The sequence below is a fragment of the Pseudoduganella sp. jia 12 genome (genome assembly GCF_055502675.1).
In genome coordinates this window covers 183,541-201,754 of record NZ_JBUXKP010000013.1, presented here as the reverse complement: position 1 = coordinate 201,754, position 18,214 = coordinate 183,541, and the positions used below count along the sequence as shown (strand labels likewise).

The 18,214-nt window shown below is 65.4% G+C and carries 20 protein-coding genes; 12 read left to right on the top strand and 8 right to left on the bottom strand.

Annotated features, from left to right (window positions below):
- Positions 1-26 precede the first annotated feature (26 nt).
- The gene (locus ACY65G_RS25895) at positions 27-911 is read left to right on the top strand and encodes a LysR family transcriptional regulator (protein WP_465000151.1); all 885 of its coding nucleotides are present in this window, start codon (positions 27-29) and stop codon (positions 909-911) included.
- Here the strand turns inward: ACY65G_RS25895 and ACY65G_RS25890 are convergent.
- Both ACY65G_RS25890 and ACY65G_RS25885 read right to left on the bottom strand, forming a co-directional pair.
- Positions 908-1,699: a transporter gene (locus ACY65G_RS25890; protein WP_465000150.1), complete on the bottom strand. Its 792-nt coding sequence runs from the start codon at positions 1,697-1,699 to the stop codon at positions 908-910. The two genes, ACY65G_RS25895 and ACY65G_RS25890, sit on opposite strands and share 4 nt — an antisense overlap.
- A gap of 63 nt (positions 1,700-1,762) precedes the next feature.
- Positions 1,763-2,500, bottom strand: a complete 738-nt coding sequence (locus tag ACY65G_RS25885; RefSeq protein WP_465000149.1) for a metallophosphoesterase family protein — start codon at positions 2,498-2,500, stop codon at positions 1,763-1,765.
- Between the two features lie 91 nt (positions 2,501-2,591).
- Between ACY65G_RS25885 and ACY65G_RS25880 the strand changes: the two genes are divergently transcribed.
- A complete protein-coding gene (locus tag ACY65G_RS25880) occupies positions 2,592-2,837 on the top strand; it encodes a hypothetical protein (RefSeq protein ID WP_465000148.1) in 246 nt (81 codons plus the stop codon).
- On the opposite strand, the gene ACY65G_RS25875 is transcribed toward ACY65G_RS25880, so the two are convergent.
- Together ACY65G_RS25875 and ACY65G_RS25870 are read right to left on the bottom strand one after the other, a co-directional pair.
- Positions 2,828-3,322 carry a DUF6644 family protein gene (locus tag ACY65G_RS25875; protein ID WP_465000147.1) on the bottom strand — a complete coding sequence of 165 codons (495 nt, stop codon included), beginning with the start codon at positions 3,320-3,322 and terminating at the stop codon, positions 2,828-2,830. The genes ACY65G_RS25880 and ACY65G_RS25875 overlap by 10 nt on opposite strands.
- A complete protein-coding gene (locus ACY65G_RS25870; protein WP_465000146.1) occupies positions 3,322-3,666 on the bottom strand; it encodes a DUF6152 family protein in 345 nt (114 codons plus the stop codon). Before ACY65G_RS25870 ends, ACY65G_RS25875 begins: the two co-directional genes overlap by 1 nt.
- Before the next feature lie 170 nt (positions 3,667-3,836).
- Here ACY65G_RS25870 and ACY65G_RS25865 point away from each other — a divergent pair, with 170 nt between their 5' ends.
- The 5 genes from ACY65G_RS25865 (at position 3,837) to ACY65G_RS25845 (ending at position 9,740) form a co-directional block, all read left to right on the top strand.
- Positions 3,837-4,169, top strand: coding sequence for a hypothetical protein (locus tag ACY65G_RS25865; RefSeq protein WP_465000145.1), 333 nt, complete (start codon positions 3,837-3,839; stop codon positions 4,167-4,169).
- Between the two features lie 82 nt (positions 4,170-4,251).
- Entirely contained in the window at positions 4,252-5,505 is a 1,254-nt protein-coding gene (locus tag ACY65G_RS25860; protein WP_465000176.1) for an MFS transporter, read from the top strand.
- Positions 5,506-5,561: 56 nt separating this feature from the next.
- Complete coding sequence (locus ACY65G_RS25855; protein WP_465000144.1) at positions 5,562-5,966, top strand: DUF2946 domain-containing protein; 405 nt, start codon at positions 5,562-5,564, stop codon at positions 5,964-5,966.
- Positions 5,967-6,046: 80 nt separating this feature from the next.
- Positions 6,047-8,179, top strand: coding sequence for a TonB-dependent receptor (locus ACY65G_RS25850; RefSeq protein WP_465000143.1), 2,133 nt, complete (start codon positions 6,047-6,049; stop codon positions 8,177-8,179).
- A 16-nt stretch (positions 8,180-8,195) separates the two neighbouring features.
- A complete protein-coding gene (locus ACY65G_RS25845; RefSeq protein ID WP_465000142.1) occupies positions 8,196-9,740 on the top strand; it encodes a PepSY domain-containing protein in 1,545 nt (514 codons plus the stop codon).
- Here ACY65G_RS25845 and ACY65G_RS25840 read toward each other — a convergent pair.
- Both ACY65G_RS25840 and ACY65G_RS25835 read right to left on the bottom strand, forming a co-directional pair.
- Positions 9,686-10,174, bottom strand: a complete 489-nt coding sequence (locus tag ACY65G_RS25840) for a DUF4265 domain-containing protein (RefSeq protein ID WP_465000141.1) — start codon at positions 10,172-10,174, stop codon at positions 9,686-9,688. The two genes, ACY65G_RS25845 and ACY65G_RS25840, sit on opposite strands and share 55 nt — an antisense overlap.
- A 102-nt stretch (positions 10,175-10,276) precedes the next feature.
- On the bottom strand, positions 10,277-11,491 hold the full coding sequence (locus ACY65G_RS25835) for an MFS transporter (protein ID WP_465000140.1): 1,215 nt from the start codon (positions 11,489-11,491) through the stop codon (positions 10,277-10,279).
- Positions 11,492-11,644: 153 nt separating this feature from the next.
- Here ACY65G_RS25835 and ACY65G_RS25830 point away from each other — a divergent pair, with 153 nt between their 5' ends.
- Positions 11,645-12,556: a LysR family transcriptional regulator gene (locus ACY65G_RS25830; RefSeq protein ID WP_465000139.1), complete on the top strand. Its 912-nt coding sequence runs from the start codon at positions 11,645-11,647 to the stop codon at positions 12,554-12,556.
- A gap of 212 nt (positions 12,557-12,768) precedes the next feature.
- On the opposite strand, the gene ACY65G_RS25825 is transcribed toward ACY65G_RS25830, so the two are convergent.
- A complete protein-coding gene (locus ACY65G_RS25825) occupies positions 12,769-13,998 on the bottom strand; it encodes a glycoside hydrolase family 53 protein (protein WP_465000138.1) in 1,230 nt (409 codons plus the stop codon).
- Between the two features lie 240 nt (positions 13,999-14,238).
- Between ACY65G_RS25825 and ACY65G_RS25820 the strand changes: the two genes are divergently transcribed.
- The 3 genes from ACY65G_RS25820 (at position 14,239) to ACY65G_RS25810 (ending at position 16,842) form a co-directional block, all read left to right on the top strand.
- On the top strand, positions 14,239-14,526 hold the full coding sequence (locus ACY65G_RS25820; protein WP_465000137.1) for a hypothetical protein: 288 nt from the start codon (positions 14,239-14,241) through the stop codon (positions 14,524-14,526).
- Between the two features lie 110 nt (positions 14,527-14,636).
- The gene (locus ACY65G_RS25815; RefSeq protein WP_465000136.1) at positions 14,637-16,421 is read left to right on the top strand and encodes a methyltransferase domain-containing protein; all 1,785 of its coding nucleotides are present in this window, start codon (positions 14,637-14,639) and stop codon (positions 16,419-16,421) included.
- A gap of 154 nt (positions 16,422-16,575) precedes the next feature.
- Entirely contained in the window at positions 16,576-16,842 is a 267-nt protein-coding gene (locus ACY65G_RS25810) for a hypothetical protein (RefSeq protein ID WP_465000135.1), read from the top strand.
- A 29-nt stretch (positions 16,843-16,871) separates the two neighbouring features.
- On the opposite strand, the gene ACY65G_RS25805 is transcribed toward ACY65G_RS25810, so the two are convergent.
- Positions 16,872-17,003, bottom strand: a complete 132-nt coding sequence (locus tag ACY65G_RS25805; RefSeq protein ID WP_465000134.1) for a hypothetical protein — start codon at positions 17,001-17,003, stop codon at positions 16,872-16,874.
- Positions 17,004-17,282: 279 nt separating this feature from the next.
- Between ACY65G_RS25805 and ACY65G_RS25800 the strand changes: the two genes are divergently transcribed.
- Positions 17,283-18,047, top strand: a complete 765-nt coding sequence (locus ACY65G_RS25800) for a PEP-CTERM sorting domain-containing protein (protein WP_465000133.1) — start codon at positions 17,283-17,285, stop codon at positions 18,045-18,047.
- The last annotated feature ends 167 nt before the right edge of the window (positions 18,048-18,214 follow it).

Sequence of the window (18,214 nt, the reverse complement as noted above, 5' to 3'; positions counted from 1 at the left end):
ATTCACCGAATCCATTCGCAAAATTCATGGACATCCGATCCCTGCGCTACTTCGTCGAAACCGCCCGCCTGTCCAGTTTCACGCAGGCGGCCGAGCTGCTGCACGTAACCCAGTCCACGATCAGCAAGATGGTGCACCAGCTCGAGGAGGAACTGGGCACCCCGCTGTTCGTGCGCGACGGCCGCCGGCTGGGCCTGACCGACACCGGCCGCGTCGTCTACGGGCGCGGCCAGGAGATGCTGGCCACGATGCGCACGCTGGCTGCCGAGGTGCGCGACGTGCAGGCCGTGCGGCGCGGCACCCTCACCGTCGGCATCCCGCCGATGATCAACCTGCTGTTCACGCCCGTGCTGAAGGCGTTCAGGGAGCGGCACCCCGACATCGCCCTCGTGCTGCGCGAGGAAACCGGCCCGGGTGTCGAGCGCCTGGTGGCAAGCGGCGAGCTGGAAATCGGCATGACGGTGCTGCCGGCCGATGCCGGGCTGTCCGTCGCCACGCTGCCGGTGGCCAGCTACCCGATCTGGGCGCTGGCGGCCGCCGGCACCTTCCAGCGCCAGCGCCGCACGGTGAAGCTGTCCGCCCTGAAGGATGTGCCGCTGGTGCTGCTGACGGACGACTTCGCGCTCACTCGCACGCTGCGTCGCGCGTTCGCGCAGGCCGGTTTCGAACCCGCGGTGGCCGCGCAGAGCGGCCAGTGGGACTGGCTGGTGGAAATGGCCTCCGCCGGCATCGGCGTCGCGCTGCTGCCGGAACCGTTCATCGACCGGCTGGCGGACGAATCGCTGCAGGCCGTGCGCATCGTGGAACCGGAACTGCCGTGGCAGGTGGCGCATGTGTGGAACGGCCGCTACCTGTCGCACGCGGCGCGGGCGTGGCTGGACGTGTGCGGCGAGGTGCTGGGACCAGCTTAGAGCCGGAACGACAGCCCCAAGGTGAATGCATGGTCGGGCGTGCGCCCGTTCAGGCCGCGCGAATACATCGCGTCGACCTGGCAGTCGCGCGTGAGCAGCCATGCGGCGCCCACATCCACCTGCGCCTGCGTTCCGCCATTCTTCGCCTTGGCAATGCGCGGCGCGGCGTATTCCACGAACGTGCGGAATCGGTCGTTCCATGAACGGTCCAGCACGATGCCGAAGAAGCCGTTGACGGCATGCGAGCCATCGTCGTTCTTCGCGCGCGTCACGCCCGGCATGACACCCAGCGACAGGTCGCCCGGCAATTCCCATTCGGCCGCCATGCTCAGCGACGGCTGCACGCCGTTGCCGCGGAATGCCCGGGAGCCGCTGTCGAAATCCGCTTCGAGGATGAAGCCCAGCGACGGCATGCCCCCTGCCCCGTCGCGCGCATGCCATTTGATGCCCAGCGTATCGTCGGCCCAGCCCCGGTCCCGCGCATGGGCCGCGCCATCGGTGCGATGGTCCACGTGGCCATCCGTTTCGATGCGCAGCTCCAGCGTATCGGTGACGCCGACCCGCAGCAGCAGCGGCGTGGTAACGGTGCGTTCCGTCGCATCGCCGTCCCGGTCGCGCTCGATGCCGGCGCCCACCTCGACCTGCACGCGCCCTTTTCCCACCACTTCGCTGGAATCGACGAAGTCGGGACGGTCGGTATTGATTGGCTCATCCTGCTGGGCCAGCGCGGCCGGCGGCGCGAGCGCAGCGCACAACAGCAACCCTGGCATGAGAGAGTACAGGCGCATCGGCGTTCCATTTCAGACAGATGACGCCAGTCTAGCGCCGCGCCGGCGGCGCTGCCGTACGATTCAGGGCATGCGCCCCGTGCGCAGTGCGTGCCCCCAGTCCGGCCGGCCATTGCTCTCGGCCAGCAGCGCGGCAAACTCGTAGTCATAGGGCACGGCGATGTGTTCGACCAGCCAGCCGGCCGGCGTGCGTTCGACGATGGCGTAGCGCGCATGCGGGGTCAGGTTTTCCGCCTTGTTGGGGAAGTCCCTGTCGTCGTTAAAGGCCTGCAGGCCCACGCTGCCGGGGTTGACGACCAGCCGGCCGTCGTCGAGCAGCACGCTGCGCGGGCCGTGGGTATGGCCGCACAGGATCAGCGATGCGCGCGCATCGCCGGCGCGCTCCAGCACCTCGTCGTAGGTGGCCGGGCGGCGGCCCGTTTCCAGCACGGTATCGGTCCAGTACACGATGTCCGACGATGGCGTGCCGTGCACCAGCAGCACATCGTCCGTCAGCCGCAGCGTGGCGGGCAGCGAGTGAAGCCAGGCGCGCTGCACTTCGGTGATCTGCTCGTGCGCATAGCGGTCCGAAGCGCCCATCTTTTCCGGCACGTGCATCAGCACCTGGCGCTCGTGGTTGCCGGCGATCGTGGGCATGTCCAGCGCCATCAGGCGCTCGGCCGTTTCGCGCGGCTGCAGCGGGCCGGACACGATATCGCCCAGGTTCACCGTCACGGTCGCGCCGCGCCGTTCGATATCGGCCAGCACCGCTTCGAGTGCGCCGAGATTGCCGTGGATATCCGTGATTGCCGCGATCTTCATGGGCTTCTCCTGTGTGGTTGGTGGCCAGTATAAGCGCGCGGCGCCCGGCGCAGCGCGATGCTACATTGCGCTTTTCACAAAGGAACCGACGATGGAATTCGAATACCGGGGTTACACGATCCGCACGGAAGAATACGAAGACACCACGGCGGTGCACGGCCACCAGTGGCTGTGCACGATCATCATCAAGGGGCACGTGGATACCTGGCAGGACCGTTTCCCTGCCGATCAGGGATTCGCCACCCAGGCCGCGGCGGCCGAGGGCGGTGCGCTGATCGCCCGCGCATACCTCGACAAGAAGCTTGCCGGCTCCGGGCAGGGCAACCCTCAGGTATAAGCCAGCAGCCGTCCGCAGGCGATCACGCCGAACCACAGCAGCAGCGACAGCGCCGCATGCGCTTTCGCGCCAGCCGGCGCAGGCGTTGCCACGTCCCATGCGGCCACGCCGCGGTAGACGCCCATGTGGAAGACGAGGGCATTCACCCCGGCGACAGCGATCAGCGCCAGCTTCAGTGCGAATGTGGGGTTGGCAAGGAAGTCGCGGGGCTGGCTGGCGAACAGCAGCAGGCCGGCCGGCACGATGAGCAGCAGGCTGGCCACCGCCCACGGCAGCAGGTGCGCCCCCAGCGCCCGCACGGGCAGGCCGCGCGCGCAGCCGAGCACGCGCAGGTCGAACATGGCCACGGCACCCACGAGGATCGCGAAGCCGGCGATATGCACGGTCTCGACGATCGGGTACAGCCAGACACCGTCGCGCATGGCCGCCGCCACGGGCGTGGCGGCCAGCCGGTCTGCCTGTGCCGACAGCCAGCCCACCTCCATCAGCGCAGTTCGGTGGTCTTGTCCTTGACCGTGATGCGCTCGGCCCGCAGTTCATCGGCCTTGCTGCGGTGCGGGTAGCCCTGCACCGTCACCTGGCCGCCCGATGCGAGCGCTTCCTTCGGCAAGCCGCGGCTTTCCATCCGCGATGGCGGCGCCAGCACCACATGCCATGTCTTGTCGGCCGTTTTCAGCGACACGTGGCCATGCGGCTGCGAATAGCCGCTTTCGGTGATCGTGCCGGTCAGGGTCAGCGGCTTGTCGGCGTTGTATTCGCTCCAGCCATGGTGGGCGAAAGCGGTGGCGGCGGTGCCGAGCGCAAGGAACACAGCGAAAACACGTTTCATTGATGCCTCCTTCGATGGGGATGCGAGCACTTTAGCCGAACGGTGTGAAAGAGCAAGCATCGCACGGCCTGTGCCGGGAATTCGCTACCACGCGATCGACGTGGGGGCGGCGGATTCTGGCACAATCGTTCGTGCCAGTTGGCAAGCATCCAACGACATCCCGGGAACGTATGTCTACCGACCTCGATGAATCCAGGCGCGCGCATGGTGTCGGCTTCGTCACCGGCGCCGCACCGCCGGACGGCGAGTCGTACACGCTGAATTTCTGTTTCCCCGGCTGCGCCGTGGAACATGTGTCACCTGTCGAGGTCTTGTACAGCCGGGTGACCGAAGGCGGCAGATATCGCCACGGCGCACGCTTTCATGCATTGCCGGAAGCTACGGTCGCGCAGATCGTCGACTACGTCACGAGCAGCAAGCGGGACGAATCGACGCACGATGCACTGGCTACCGCGGCACAACGTTCCATACAGGAGAAGATAACAGGTGAGCACAACAGTTGAATCAGCAGACAAAGCAGAGCCATCGGCCGCAAGCCGGCCGCGTCATCCTGCCGGAACCAGGGAAGCGCAGCCGTCGTCCCCCCTGAGCCGCCAGGATTACAAGACGCTGTCCCTGGCGGCGCTCGGCGGTGCGCTCGAATTCTACGACTTCATCATCTTCGTGTTCTTCGCCACCACGATCGGCGCGCTGTTCTTTCCGCCCTCGATGCCGGACTGGCTGCGCCTGTTCCAGACCTTCGGCATCTTCGCCGCCGGCTACGTGGTGCGGCCGCTGGGCGGCATGGTGATGGCCCACTTCGGCGACCTGCTTGGCCGCAAGAAAATGTTCAACCTGTCGATCGTGCTGATGGCGGTGCCCACGCTGATGATCGGCCTGCTCCCCACCTACGCCACCGTGGGCCTCGCCGCGCCACTGCTGCTGTTGCTGTTCCGCGTGCTGCAGGGCGCGGCCGTGGGCGGCGAGGTGCCAGGCGCCTGGGTATTCGTGTCCGAGCACGTGCCGGCGCGGCGCATCGGCTATGCATGCGGTACACTGACCGCCGGCCTCACGTTCGGCATCCTGCTTGGTTCCCTGATGGCGAGCGGCATCCATCGCTTCTTCACGCCCGCCGAAGTGCAGGCCTACGGCTGGCGCATTCCGTTCCTGCTGGGCGGCGTCTTCGGGCTGGGCGCCATGTACCTGCGGCGCTGGCTGCATGAAACGCCCGTGTTCACCGAACTGCAGCAGCGCAAGGCGCTTGCCGCCGAGCTGCCGATCAAGGCCGTGCTGCGCGGGCACCGGCGCAGCGTCGTGCTGTCGATGCTGCTGACGTGGATGCTGTCCGCGGGCATCGTCGTGGTGATCCTGATGACGCCGGCGCTGCTGCAGAAGCTGCACGGCTTCGATGCGCCCACGGCGCTGCAGGCCAACACCGTGGCCACGCTGTGCCTGGCGTTCGGCTGCGTCATCGCCGGCCTGCTGGCCGACCGCTTCGGTGCGCGTCCCGTGCTGCTCGGCGGCGCCCTGCTGCTGGGCGCCTGCACCTGGGTGTTCTACACCACGGTGCCAGTGCGGCCCGACCTGCTGCTGCCCCTGTACGCCGTGCTGGGGTTCAGCGTGGGCGTGGTGGGCGTGGTGCCGGGCGTGATGGTGCGCGCGTTTCCGGCGCCCGTGCGGTTCTCGGGAATCTCGTTTTCCTACAACCTGTCGTATGCGATCTTTGGCGGCCTCACGCCGATCATGGTGACATTGATGCTCAAGAGCCAGCCGCTGGCGCCGGCGTATTACGTGATCGGGCTCTGCGCGCTGGGCGTCGTCGTGGCGCTGGCCATGGGCCGGCAGTCGCACGAGACCTGAGCACACGCCTGCACGCACGGCGCGCGGCGGACGTGCCGCGCTGCTAGAATGCCCGCATGTTCAAGACCCGACAATGGCGCACTTGCTTCACTTGGCTGGCTTTCATTGCCATCCTGGCTGCCGCATTGATGCCGTCCGTGTCGCGCGCGCTGGCGGGCGACCAAGCCGGGAACCTGATGATGGCCGAGATCTGCGCGCCCAGCGGCATGAACTACGCGGACATGAGCTATGCCGACATGGCCGCCGCGGGCATGGTCGAGCCGGACGACAGGCGCGTCGGCCATATGGATGATTGCGCCTGGTGCCGGCTCCAGGCCGACACCCCGGCGCTGCCCGCCACCGCGATCGCCGTCGCACGGGGCAGCATCGCCGCGCCCCGCCCGCCGCTGTTCTACCACTCCCCCGCCCCGCTGTTCACCTGGGCCGCCGCCCAGCCGCGTGGCCCGCCCCTGCCGGCCTGATCGCTCCAACGCACGTGGCCACCCACGGCCACCGAACCATGCCGCCTCCGCGGCTACCGATCATTTCAGGCAGGACCACCATGAACATCGCATTTCCCGCGTCGGTGCCGGCGCGCACCCGTCTCTTCCTTTGTTGCCTGCTGGCGATCGCCGTTCGGCCCGGCCCGGCCGCCGCGCAGGACGCTACGCTGCCCACCGTACTCGTCACCGCGCGCGCCGACAACGGCGGGCTGGAAGCGCGGGCGTCCGCCGGCTCGAACCTCGACCTGAGCCGCTTCGACACACCGGCCAGCATCGACATCATCACACGCCGCCAGCTCGAAGAGCGCGGCGACATCAACCTGCTTGACGCCATCACCCGCGCACCCGGCATCAGCGCCATGCCACACCCCGGCAACGGCAATTCCTCCGTGGCGGCACGCGGCTTTACCGACACCACGTCCGTCATGCGGCTCTACGACGGCATGCGCCAGTACGGCGGTGCCGGGCTGACGTTCCCGTTCGACACCTGGTCCGTCGAACGCATCGAGGTGCTGCGCGGTCCCGCTTCCGTCATCCACGGTGACGGCGCGATCGGCGGCGTCGTCAACGTGGTGCCGAAGCAGCCCACGCGAGGCGCGCCGGAACACGAACTGCAACTGGGCATCGGCAACCAGCGCAGTCGCCGCGCGGCCTTCGGCAGCGGCGGCGCCATCGACGAACGCTGGTCGTACCGCATCGACGCCAGCATGGAGCGGGCCGACGGCTGGGTGGAGATGGGCGAGCACAGCAACCGCGCCGTCTCCGCCGCGCTGCGCTTCGATGTGTCGCCGGCACTGAACATTCGCGTGGGCACCGCGCGCGGCAGGCAGGAACCCATGCGCTACTTCGGCACGCCGCTCGTCGACGGCAAGCCGGTGCCCGCGCTCGCGCACAAGAACTACAACGTGGCCGACAGCGTGATGCGCTTCGACGACCGTTGGACCGACGTGCTGGTGAGCTGGACGCCGACCGAGACTGCTGCCGTGCGCAGCCGCTTCTACCGCATCGGCAGCGACCGACACTGGCGCGATGTGGAAGGCTACTACTACAACGCTGCAACGGGCCTGCTCGACCGCGCCGATGCCACGGAGATTTACCACGACCAGTCGCAGACCGGGAACACCACGTCCATGACCGTCAAGGGCAGGCTGTTCGACATGGACAACGCGGTGTCCGCCGGTTTCGACATCAACTCGTCGAAGTTCACGCACACGAACAACACGTATGTCGGCAGGGTCGCCTCGGTGGATTTGTACGATCCCGTTCCCGGCAATTTCGCCAGCCCGGTGCCGACGATCCCGAGGTATCACACACAAGCCAAACAATATGCGCTGTTCGCCGAGGATCGTTTGCAATTGACGCAGAAGCTGTCGGTCCTGGCGGGACTGCGTTATGACCACGCGGCACTGCGCCGCGACGACCTGGTGGCGCGGCAGCAGGCCTACGACCGCACGTTCACGAACGTGGGCTGGCGCGCCGGCACCGTGTACCAGGCGACGCCGGCGCTGACGTTCTATGGGCAGTATGCGAAGGCGGCCGATCCGATCGGCGCGCTGCTGTTCCTCTCGACCGGCAACAGCAAGTTCGACAACGCGAGCGGCCGGCAGCTGGAAATCGGCGTCAAGCACGCGTTCGCGCAGGGCGGCGAATGGACGCTGGCCCTGTACGACATCGCCAAGAACAACCTGCTTACGCGCGATCCGGCCAATCCGTCGCAGAGCCTGCAGGTGGGCGAGCGCTCGTCGCGCGGCATCGAGGCCACGGTGGCGGCGGCGCTGGCCCCGGGCTGGCGCATCGACGCGAATGCTTCGCTGCTGCGCGCCCGCTTCGAGGACTTCAACGAAACGGTGGGCGGCAAGGCCATTTCACGGGCCGACAACACGCCGCCGGATGTGCCGGAACGCCTGGCCAACGTGTGGCTGAACTGGGACTTTGCAACCGCCTGGACGGCTAGCGCCGTCCTGCGCCACGTAGGCGAGCGCAACGCCGACAACGCCAACACCTTGAAGCTGCCCGCCTACACAGTGACCGACCTGTCGCTGCGCTGGCAGGCGGCGCCGCGCACGCGCGTGACACTGCGCGCGGCGAACGTGTTCGACAGGCGCTACTTCACCACGGCCTATTACATGCCGCAGCAGTGGTTCTACGGGCCGGATCGCAAGCTGGACCTGGTGGTGGATCACCGGTTCTGACGGCCGGGCACGTGCCATGAAACGCACCCTCTACCTGATCCACCGCTGGACAGGCATCGGCATGTGCCTGCTGATGGCCATCTGGTTCGCCAGCGGCATCGTCATGCTGTTCGTCGGCTACCCGAAGCTGACGCCGGCCGAGCGGCTTGCCCCGTTGCCGGCCTTGCAGCGGCAGGGGTGCTGCATCGATCCCGGACTGGCGATCGAAAACAGCCGCACGGGCGCCGTGGAAGCGCTGGCGCTGACATCGATCGGCGGCACGCCGCACTACGTGCTCCATGGCCCTGGAGGGTCCCGGGTCGCGGTCGATGCCATGACCGGCCGGGAACATGCCGCCGTCGATGCGGCGCAGGCGGTGCGTGCCGCCAGCGCCTGCGCGGCCGGCGCACCCGCGCGGTACGAAGGCACCGTGCACGAAGACCGCTGGACGCACGCGCGCGGCCTGAACCCGCACCGTCCACTTCACGTCGTGGAACTGGAAGACGCGGCTTCGACACGCGTCTATGTGTCGTCCACGACCGGCCAGGTAGTGCTCGATGCACCACGCGCGGAGCGCCGGTGGAACTTCGTCGGCGCCTGGCTGCACTGGCTGTACATTTTGAAGAACCAGCCGACCGATCCCGTGTGGACGTGGACGCTGATCGCCATTTCCAGCGTAGGCGTATTCACGTCCGTCACCGGCATCGTCAACGGCATCTGGCGGTGGCGCTTCAAGGGCCGCTACAAGAACGGCTTCCGCACGCCGTATCGTGAGACGGCCATGCGCTGGCACCACCTGCTCGGGCTCACGTTCGGCGCCATCCTGTGCACGTGGGTGTTCAGCGGGTTGATGTCGATGAATCCAGGCGGGATATTCGATGCGAAGGGCTTGAGGCCCGATGTCGTGGCGATGCAGGCCGGCAGTCCTGGCACCTCGCGATTGCCGTTATCCGCCGGCGATGCGCTGGCGTTGCTCGGCCGCGAGGGGTTTGCGGCCCGCGAGCTGGAATGGCGGGTGCTGGATGGCGAGCCGTTCATCCTGGCGCGCGATGGTTTGAACGACACGCGCATCGTGCGGGCTTCCGGCGGGAGCTTCGCGGTGGCTTCGTCCTGGCCCGAGGAAAAGCTGCGTCGCATGGCGGGCAAGGCACTGCCCTATCCCATCGCTTCTTTCGAAATGCTGGCGGAATACGACGCCCATTACTACAGGCGCGATACAGCTTCGATGTACGGCGGGAACGAACGGCGCCTGCCTGCGCTGCGTGTCGTGTTTGCCGATCCGTCGGCCACGTGGGTGCATGTCGACATGCGCACCGGCCAGGTGGAACTGAGCGCCGACCGCTCGCAGCGCGCGGGCCGGTGGCTGTTCAACTTGCTGCATAGCTGGGATCTGCCGGCGATGCTGTCGGCGGAATGGACACGGATCGGTGCCCTCATCGCACTGAGCATTGGCGGCATGCTGCTCAGCGGGACAGCGGTAGTGATCGCGCTGCGGCGGGTGGCAATCCGGCGCACCACAGCATCACGTCATTGCCACCAGTCGAGCAGCGTTTCATCCTCCACGTCTTCGAAGTTCTTGTAGATGTTCGCGAAATACCATTGGATGCCGGTCTCCTCGGTGAACGCATCGAACACCCGGCAGATGGCGGGCAGCCCGGCCGAAGCAGGCACCGTGAGGGCGAGATTGCCGCGATACGTGCCGTCCAGCGTGCCATACAGCTGCTCGCCCACGTTCCGCTCCAGGTCCGCCACGGCCCGCGCCGGGATATCGTCGGCATAGACGTGGATGCAGAAATTCCCGCCACGGTCCACCACGGTGGCCGGCACTGCGCCGTCGCCGATCTCCACGATATCGCCCCGCGCCAGATTGAGCGCGAGCCCGGGCGACGACAGCAGCTCGTACCGGTCCCCGCCAAGGCTGTGCGCGGGTACTTCCTCGCACACCGGGCCGTTTTCCCGCATTGCCACGAACAACGCGATCAGCGTGGTTCCTTCCTCGTCCATCCGGTGTGCCACGGCTTTCTCCTCATTCCATACGCTGGTGTGCCGTGATGATACGCCGTCCCGGCTGCCTGCCCTGTGCGGGCAAGGCGCGGTTTCCGCAGCCACCGGTTCGGCTCACCGATGGTCGGTGCGGGATGTCCGGAACGCCAGCACCGCAGCCGCCACCAGCAGCACGGCGCTGGCAACGAAGGTGGCACGATAACCGCTGCCATCGAACAGCATGCCGCCGATGACGGAACCCACGGCGATACAGAGCTGCACCACCGCCACCATCAACCCGCCGCCGGCTTCGGCATCCGTGGGCAGGGCCTTCGCCAGCCACGACCACCAGCCGGTCGGCGCCGCGGTTGCCATCAGGCCCCACAGGCCAAGCAGTACGAACACCGCCGGTGCCCAGCCGCCGAAGGCAACGAGGGCCAGCGCGACGAGCGCCATCGCCAGCGGGATCAGTACCAGCGTGCGGTACATGCCCCAGCTCAGCAGTTTGCCGATCAACAGCGTACCGGACAGCCCGGCAATGCCGATCACCAGCAGCACCATGGACAGGGTGGCGAAGTCCACGCGGGTGACCGTTTCCAGGAACGGGCGCACATAGGTGAACAACACGAACTGGCCCATGAAGAACGCGCCCACCGCCAGCATGCCGGTAACGACCAGCGGTCGTTTCAACAGGCTGAAGACATTGGCCGAACCGGTCGTGCGCGGCGCAACCTTCATCGAAGGCAGGCTGACCCATTGCCATGCCAGCACCAGCAGCGCCATGGGAACGAGGCAGAAGAACGCGCCACGCCAGCCGATCGTGCCGCCAAGGTAGCTGCCCAGCGGCGCCGCGACGACCGTGGCCAGCGCATTGCCGCCATTGAAGATCGCCAGTGCCTTGGGCACGCTTTTCGGCGGCACAAGCCGCATCGCGACCGCCGCCGACATGGACCAGAAGCCCCCCACCACCACGCCGATCAGCGCCCGGCCGATCATGTAGGTGGCATAGCTGGTCGCCATGCCGACCACCAGGCCGGAAACGCCCATCAGGGCGGTCAGCCACAGCAGCAGCGTCTTGCGGTCCATCGTGCCCGCGAGCCTGGCAATGGAAAGGCTGGTCAGCACGGCGAAGGCGCCGGAGATGGCGATGCCATAGCCGGCCAGGCCTTCGCTCACGCCCAGCTCCCCGGCGATCGGCGTGAGCAGGCTGACGGGCAGGAACTCGGACGCGATCAGCGTGAACACACAGAGCGTCATCGCCAGTACGGCGCCCCATCGTGCCGGCGCATTGCCTGTTTCGCCTGCCCTGGCAGGGTCGCTCGCAGCGACTTCGGATAGTTGTGCGGTCATGGATACTCAGATATGCAGCGTTGTGAATCACCAAAACAGGCGGAGCCGGTCCACCCGCGGTTGGCTTCTTGAGAAAAGGGCTCCATGGTGCGCGATGTCGATTACTTTGATTAGTGGGTACAATCTTGATGTACTTGTGAAAAAAACTCAGCAATGAAAAATGCGAAGATCAACGACCTGCAGGCATTCCTCGCCGTCGCCCGCGAGCAGAGCTTCACCAAGGCTGCCGCGAGGCTGGGGGTGACGTCATCCGCATTGAGTCACACGATGCGGGCGCTGGAGGAAAGGCTGGGCGTGCGCCTGCTTGCCCGCACCACGCGCAACGTCTCCTGCACCGAGGCCGGCGAGCGGCTGCAGCAGGCGATCGCGCCCCTGTTCGACCAGATCGTGCTGGAGGTGGAGGCGCTGGGAGAATTGCGGGAAAAGCCGAGCGGCACGATCCGCGTGACGTGCACCGACGATTCGATCGAACAGTGCCTGCGGCCGATGCTTGCCACCTTCCTGCACGACTACCCCGATATCACCGTGGAGCTGTATGTCGACTACGGCTTCACGAACGTGGTCGAGGAGCGGTTCGACGCAGGCATCCGCCTGGGCGAAGCCATCAGCAAGGACATGATCGCCACCCGCATCGGCCCCGACTGGCGGATGATCGTCGTCGGCTCGCCGTCATACTTCGAACGCAGCGCACCGGTCGAAACGCCGTACGACCTCACGGCGCGAGCGTGCGTGAACATCCGGCACCGCGCGTCGGGCGCCATCTACGCGTGGGAGTTTGAAAAGGATGGCAAGGGATTCACCGTGAAGGTGCCTGGACAGCTGGTGTTCAACAGCTCCCTGCATGTGCTGAATGCCGCCGTGGACGGTATCGGCCTGGCCTACGTGCCCGACTACATGGCCGAGCCTTACCTGGCCGATGGACGGCTCAGGCAGATCCTGCCGCAGTGGTGCCCGTACTTTTCGGGCTTCCACCTGTATTACCCGAACAGGCGCCATGCATCGCCGGCTTTTTCGGCCTTTGTCGAGGCCGTCAGGTATCGCCAGCCAGCGGCAACCGGCGAATGATGCATGGCCCGTGCGGCATGCCCCGCTGGCAATGAAGTACCTGTGCTATCCAGCAATGCCGTGACGTGAAAGTGGTCAGAAAAAACCAATATCCTGTCTGTCCCGATGGATTTCAGCGCATTTCACGCGATTCCGCTCCTGAACAACGGCGTTCCAGGACAGACCTCAGGCCATCGCGGCGCCGGAGACGGCCCGCGATGTGGCCGTCACGCCTACCTGGCCTTCGGCTTCGTATAGGTCTTCCAGCTATCGAGCACCGGCAACGCCCGCCCTTCGAAATCGAACAGCGTGGTATTCGACACCACGTTGGAGCCGGGCGTGCCGTTCTCCCACACGGCCCAGCCGACGCCCGGCGTTTCGATCATCACCGGATCCCAGTACAGCACGCCGATCACGTGCGGGGTCGCTTTCATGGTCGCCAGCAGCTCGTCCATGAACGCCTTCTGCCCTTCCGGTGAACTCATCGACGCCGGGTAGGGGCCGTTGTGCGTCAGCTGGCCGGGCCAGCCGCTCGGCAGCAGCGGCGCGAAGTTGAACCCGGCTTCCATCACCAGCAGTTCCTTCTTGTAGCGCGCGGTGACGGTCTTCGCGAAGCTGGCCATCTCCGACACGGTCTTGCCGGTCCAGAACGGATAGTACGAAGCGCCGATCACGTCGTACTGCACGCCGTGCGCCTTCAGGTTATCGAAGAACCAGTTGTACTTGCCGACGTTGCCGCCATCGTCCAGGTGGATGACGACACGTGTCGCCGGCGACACCGCCTTCACCGCATCATGGCCCGCCTGCAGCAGCGACGCCAGCCGCGTCCAGCCCAGCGGGTTCGCTTGCCCGTTCGGGAACAGTTCGCCATAGGGGTACAGGATGCCGCCGGCGATCTCGTTGCCGAGGGAGACGAATTGCGGCGCGGTGCCCTGCTCCTTCATGGCCAGCATGACTTCGCGGGTGCGCTCGTACACCAGTTCCCGCACTCGTTCGAAGCGCTGGCCTTCGTCGGCGATGGCGGCGAGTTCGTCGCGCCACGCGAACGGCACGGCCTGCTGGCCGCCGTTGGTCCAGAAGTCGCTGTAGTGGATCGTCAGCTGGATCTGCATGCCCAGGTCGGCGCTGCGCCTGGCGAGCGCCAGTACGTCGTCCAGGTCCTGCGACCCGGCCGGCCAATGCCAGCCGCCATTTCCGTGGCCCGGGCCGGGCTGGTCGTAGAGCCGCAGCCGCGCGATATTGTGGCCCGCGGCGGCAAGGATCGAGAGGGCGTCGCTTTCGCGGCCCTCGCGGTCGGTGTAGCGCGCGCCGTTGTCTTCCATGAGGGTCAGCACCGATACGTCGCCGCCCGCCAGGAACTGGTTCGATTTGCCGACGGGCGCCGCGTGGGCATGGATGGCAAAAGCGCACAGCAGCGCCGCGACACAGCCACCGGCGATACGGTCAAGCATCCTGTTGATCATTCGTCTCCTCCGAGGTTTTGCATAGTTGTTGTCGGTCCGCGGCTGGTGCCACGGACCATCGAAGTCTAGCGAGGGACGATGCTTTTAAGTTAAGCATTTTTTGCAACGAACTATGCTTTGTTGGCATAGCGGGGATGCGTGACGGCGTCCGCCCGGCGCACATGCATATGCGATGGCTGGTCTGGACAAGGGGAACGTGGAACGGGAGCGTAGAATACGGCCTTTTAAAGGGTAAACAATATGAAGAAAACGGATCTCGCAAAGTTCGATGCGAAAAAATTGATGGGCAAGACGACCGCGCCGGGCGTGGCGGGGTTCGGGAACGCCGGTGCGCCTGCCGTCGACAAGCGCGAGCAGCGCAAGCGTGACCAGGCACTGGGGCTGGTGCCGTTTGCGGTGAAACTCAATGGCGACCTGGTGAAGCAACTGCAGGCGCTGGCCGCTGAAACGGGCGCTGATTTGAATACGACGGTTGCCGAGGTGCTGGCGAAGGGGCTTGCCGTCCAGGCGGGCGCAGCGAAAGACTGAAACTGGCGGGCACTTGCCAGGGTGCCTTGCAAAATTCCCTGGCGATCCGCGCCAGGATCGTACGAGTCCGACTAGAATCGTTCGACGTCACTAAAGCGAACCGGCAGTCGATGCCAGCAATCCCTTTCTACGAACAACACGCGGCCCGGCTGGCCGCCCAGTACGAGTCGCTGGACTTCCAGCAGGTGCATGCCGGGTTGCTGGACCTCCTCCCCGCCCCCGGCGCGGCAGTGCTCGATATCGGCGCCGGCTCGGGCCGCGATGCCGCATGGTTCGCGGCGCATGGCTACGAGGTCGTTGCCGTCGACCCCTCCGATGCCATGCTCGCGCAGGCGCGGGAACTCCACCCCTCCCACAAGATCCGCTGGCTGTCCGACAGCCTGCCGGACCTCGTCAAAGTGCCACGGCTTAACCTGCGGTTCGACCTCATTTTGCTGTCCGCCATGTGGATGCACATTCCGCCGGCGGACCGCCAGCGCTCGTTGCGCAAGCTGGCAACGCTGCTGGCGCCGAACGGCCGCATTGCGATCAGCCTCCGGCTCGGTGCGCCCGACACGGAACGGGCGATGCACGAGGTATCGCTGGCGGAGCTGACGGCCCTTGCCCAGCAATTCGGACTGCGCATCGTTCGCACCACCGATAGCGCGGACAGGCTGGGCCGGGCAGAAGTCTCCTGGACGAACGTCGTACTGGGGCTGCCCGACGACGGCCTCGGTGCCCTGCCGCTGCTGCGCCACCTGATCCTGATGGACGAGAAGGCGTCCACCTACAAGATCGCACTGCTGCGCGTGATCGCCCGGATCGCCGATACCGCATCGGGGCTGGCGCGCCATGAAGCCGATTCGGTGGTGGTACCACTGGGACTGGTATCGCTGTTCTGGCTGCGCATGTACAAGCCGCTGATCGAGAGCGGCCTGCCGCAGATGCCCCCATCGCGGCTGGGCACCGGCCCCGGCTTTGCGACGGACAATTTCCATGCACTGCGCCCCATCGCGGCGGTGGAGCTGCGCACGGGCTCCCGGTTCAAGGGCGACGTGGCGTGGCACCTGCACCGCAGCCTGTCCGAGATCTCGCAGATCATCCGCGACATGCCGGCGAAATACCTGCGCTGGCCCTCCGGCGGCAATCCGATTTTCGAGATCGTTCGGCGCCGCCTGGCTTCCACGCCGCCGGAACTGGTGATCGACGAAGCGTTCCTGTGGAGCTTCGGTGACTTTCGCGTGCCGCTGGAGATCTGGCAGGCCCTGAGCCACTACAACGTGTGGATCGAGCCGGTGCTGGTGGCCGAATGGGTGCGGCTGATCGAAGGCTATTCCGCCAATCGCCAGCCGGACGTGCGCATGCTGGCGCACCGGCTGCTCGCCTGGGCGGACCCGGTCCGCGATACCGGCTTTGCCCGGGCCGCGGTCGACCGCCTGCGCGCGGCGGGCAAGCCGGTGTACTGCGTGTGGTCCGGCGCTCGCCTCAACGGTGCATACGACGTCGATCACTGCTTCCCGTTCGCGGCATGGCCTTGCGGCGATGCGTGGAACCTGATGCCGGCTGCGCGCCAGATCAATATCCAGAAATCGAACCGTCTCGTTACGCAGACGGCGCTCGATCACGCCAGCGAACGGATCGTCGACTGGTGGTCCAATGCGTTCCTGGACCAGGGCGAGGACCATCGCGATGGATTCTTCCTCGAGGCGGCACAGACCTTGCCGCTGCTCGTCGCCACACCGGGCACGGCGGATGTCATCGATGCGATGAAACTTCATCGCGTGAGGCTGGGCAAGGACCAGGGGTTGCGGGATTGGGAACTGCCCGGTGCCGCTGGCCGCCAGCGGGCGCCTGCCGACAGCTCGCCGCATGCTGCAACGGCGTTGTCGGGGGACGATCCGATATTACGGTCCTGAAATTGCGGCAGATTCCTGGCAGGCTTCGCCACATCGTGCCTTCAGGTCAGCTTGCAAGGCAGGCGTTCCAGGATGGCAAGGGCTGGAAAGCTTTGAGAGGATGGTAGAGAAGCCGCGAATTCAGTTTGCACAAACGTCCGCCCCATTGCACCCCATGCAAGGCGCCATCGGATACGATCATGAGCCAGGCCAGGAAGCCCTTATTGCGGAATTCAATCTGCGCGCCCGCCCATGCGTGGTCGTAAACTGTGCGGTGATCGAATCGCCCAAGCCGCCGATGATCGTGCCGCCGATGATCGTGCCGCCGATGATCGTGCCGCCGGCCATCGCGCCGCCGCCAATCGACAACTGCTGGCCACTCTGCGAACGCACCACCGCGAACGAGTTTCCGGCCGAGTCCACCTCGACCATGACGGGGTAGTGCCGATCTGGCGGAACCGGCGGAGCCACCTATGCGACGCCGTCCCCGAGATCGGTGATCGCCAGATTCGCTGCGATCAGCCCTGCTTCGGCAGCGGCATCGGGCGTGACGATGGTGTTCGCGGTGTAGATGCCATGTCTGGCGAGCAGTTTGACGCTCATGCGGAGGCCCTCTTCATGAAATCTCGGTTGGCGGTTTCAGACACGTCTGATTGCTCTGCCAGGGCTTAGGGAAATCATCTGGACAATAAAAAACCGGCGCTTGCCCAGTTGGATCCTCGAGCTTTTGGCCACCTGCTCCATGCATTTCCACCGATGACGACAAACTGTTTCGAATAATGCCAAAAATACATTATTATCGAGGTCGCATGGCTGGCGGCAAACGATCAGCCCAGAATGCACTGCGACCACGATACTCTCACAACGACTACGGAAGAAAAAATGGCATCCAATCTTGCTTGTACAGCGCTCGCTGCGCTGATCTTGGCGACCTCGGCTATGACCAATGCAGCACCGATCGTTGTACCCACCTTCTCGCTCGACCTGGCACCTGGTTCCAGCGGACAATTTGCAAGCATCGTGTCGAGCAATGCCGCCGAAACTGTTCTGTCATTGGACATTCCAGACGACGGGCTGCACTTGGCTGCTAGCGGTGGCAATCCCCAATCCGAATACTTCAGCAGCTCCGCGATACTGAATGCTGCGGAAGGATATCGCGTGACGGGAATTCGCTTTACCGCCTCTGTTACGGGGTCGTTCCAAGCTGGACAGCCGCCGGCCGGTGCCACCAACATCCGCTATGGCGATGCCGGTAATCGATTCGGAATATATTTCGGCATGGATTCTGCACCGGGTGCTTATATCTACCAGGAAAGCTACCTCACTGAGGAAACGATCGACGTCACGGTGCCAATTTCCAACAGTGGCTCGCCACTGGATTTCCAATTTGAAATCGCTGCGACTGCGTGGGGATACGCGACTTACTTTACTCCTTATACGCCTACTCCTGGTATTCCTAATCCTGATTGGGATTGGGCATCAGACAAGGTATATGGCCGTGGACAGATCGACGTCTGGAATCCGCAATTGACGATCTACACCGAAGCTCTGCCAGTTCCCGAACCAGCGACTTACGCGATGTTTGCTGCTGGCATGCTCGTTGTGCTGGGCGCCCGCCGCCGCAGAAAAGCCGGCTGCAAAATGTAAAATCCCGCGACCTTTCGAAGCGGATTCTTCGCGGGAATGGGTACATTCAGCGGCATCCACAGGAAGGAATCCACCGCCAAACGCAGAAAGCCCGCAGGTTGAAGCGCGGGCTTTCAGCGCTCATCCCTATCTCGTCAGCAGCAATGTGTTTCGGCGATAGTTTTCGA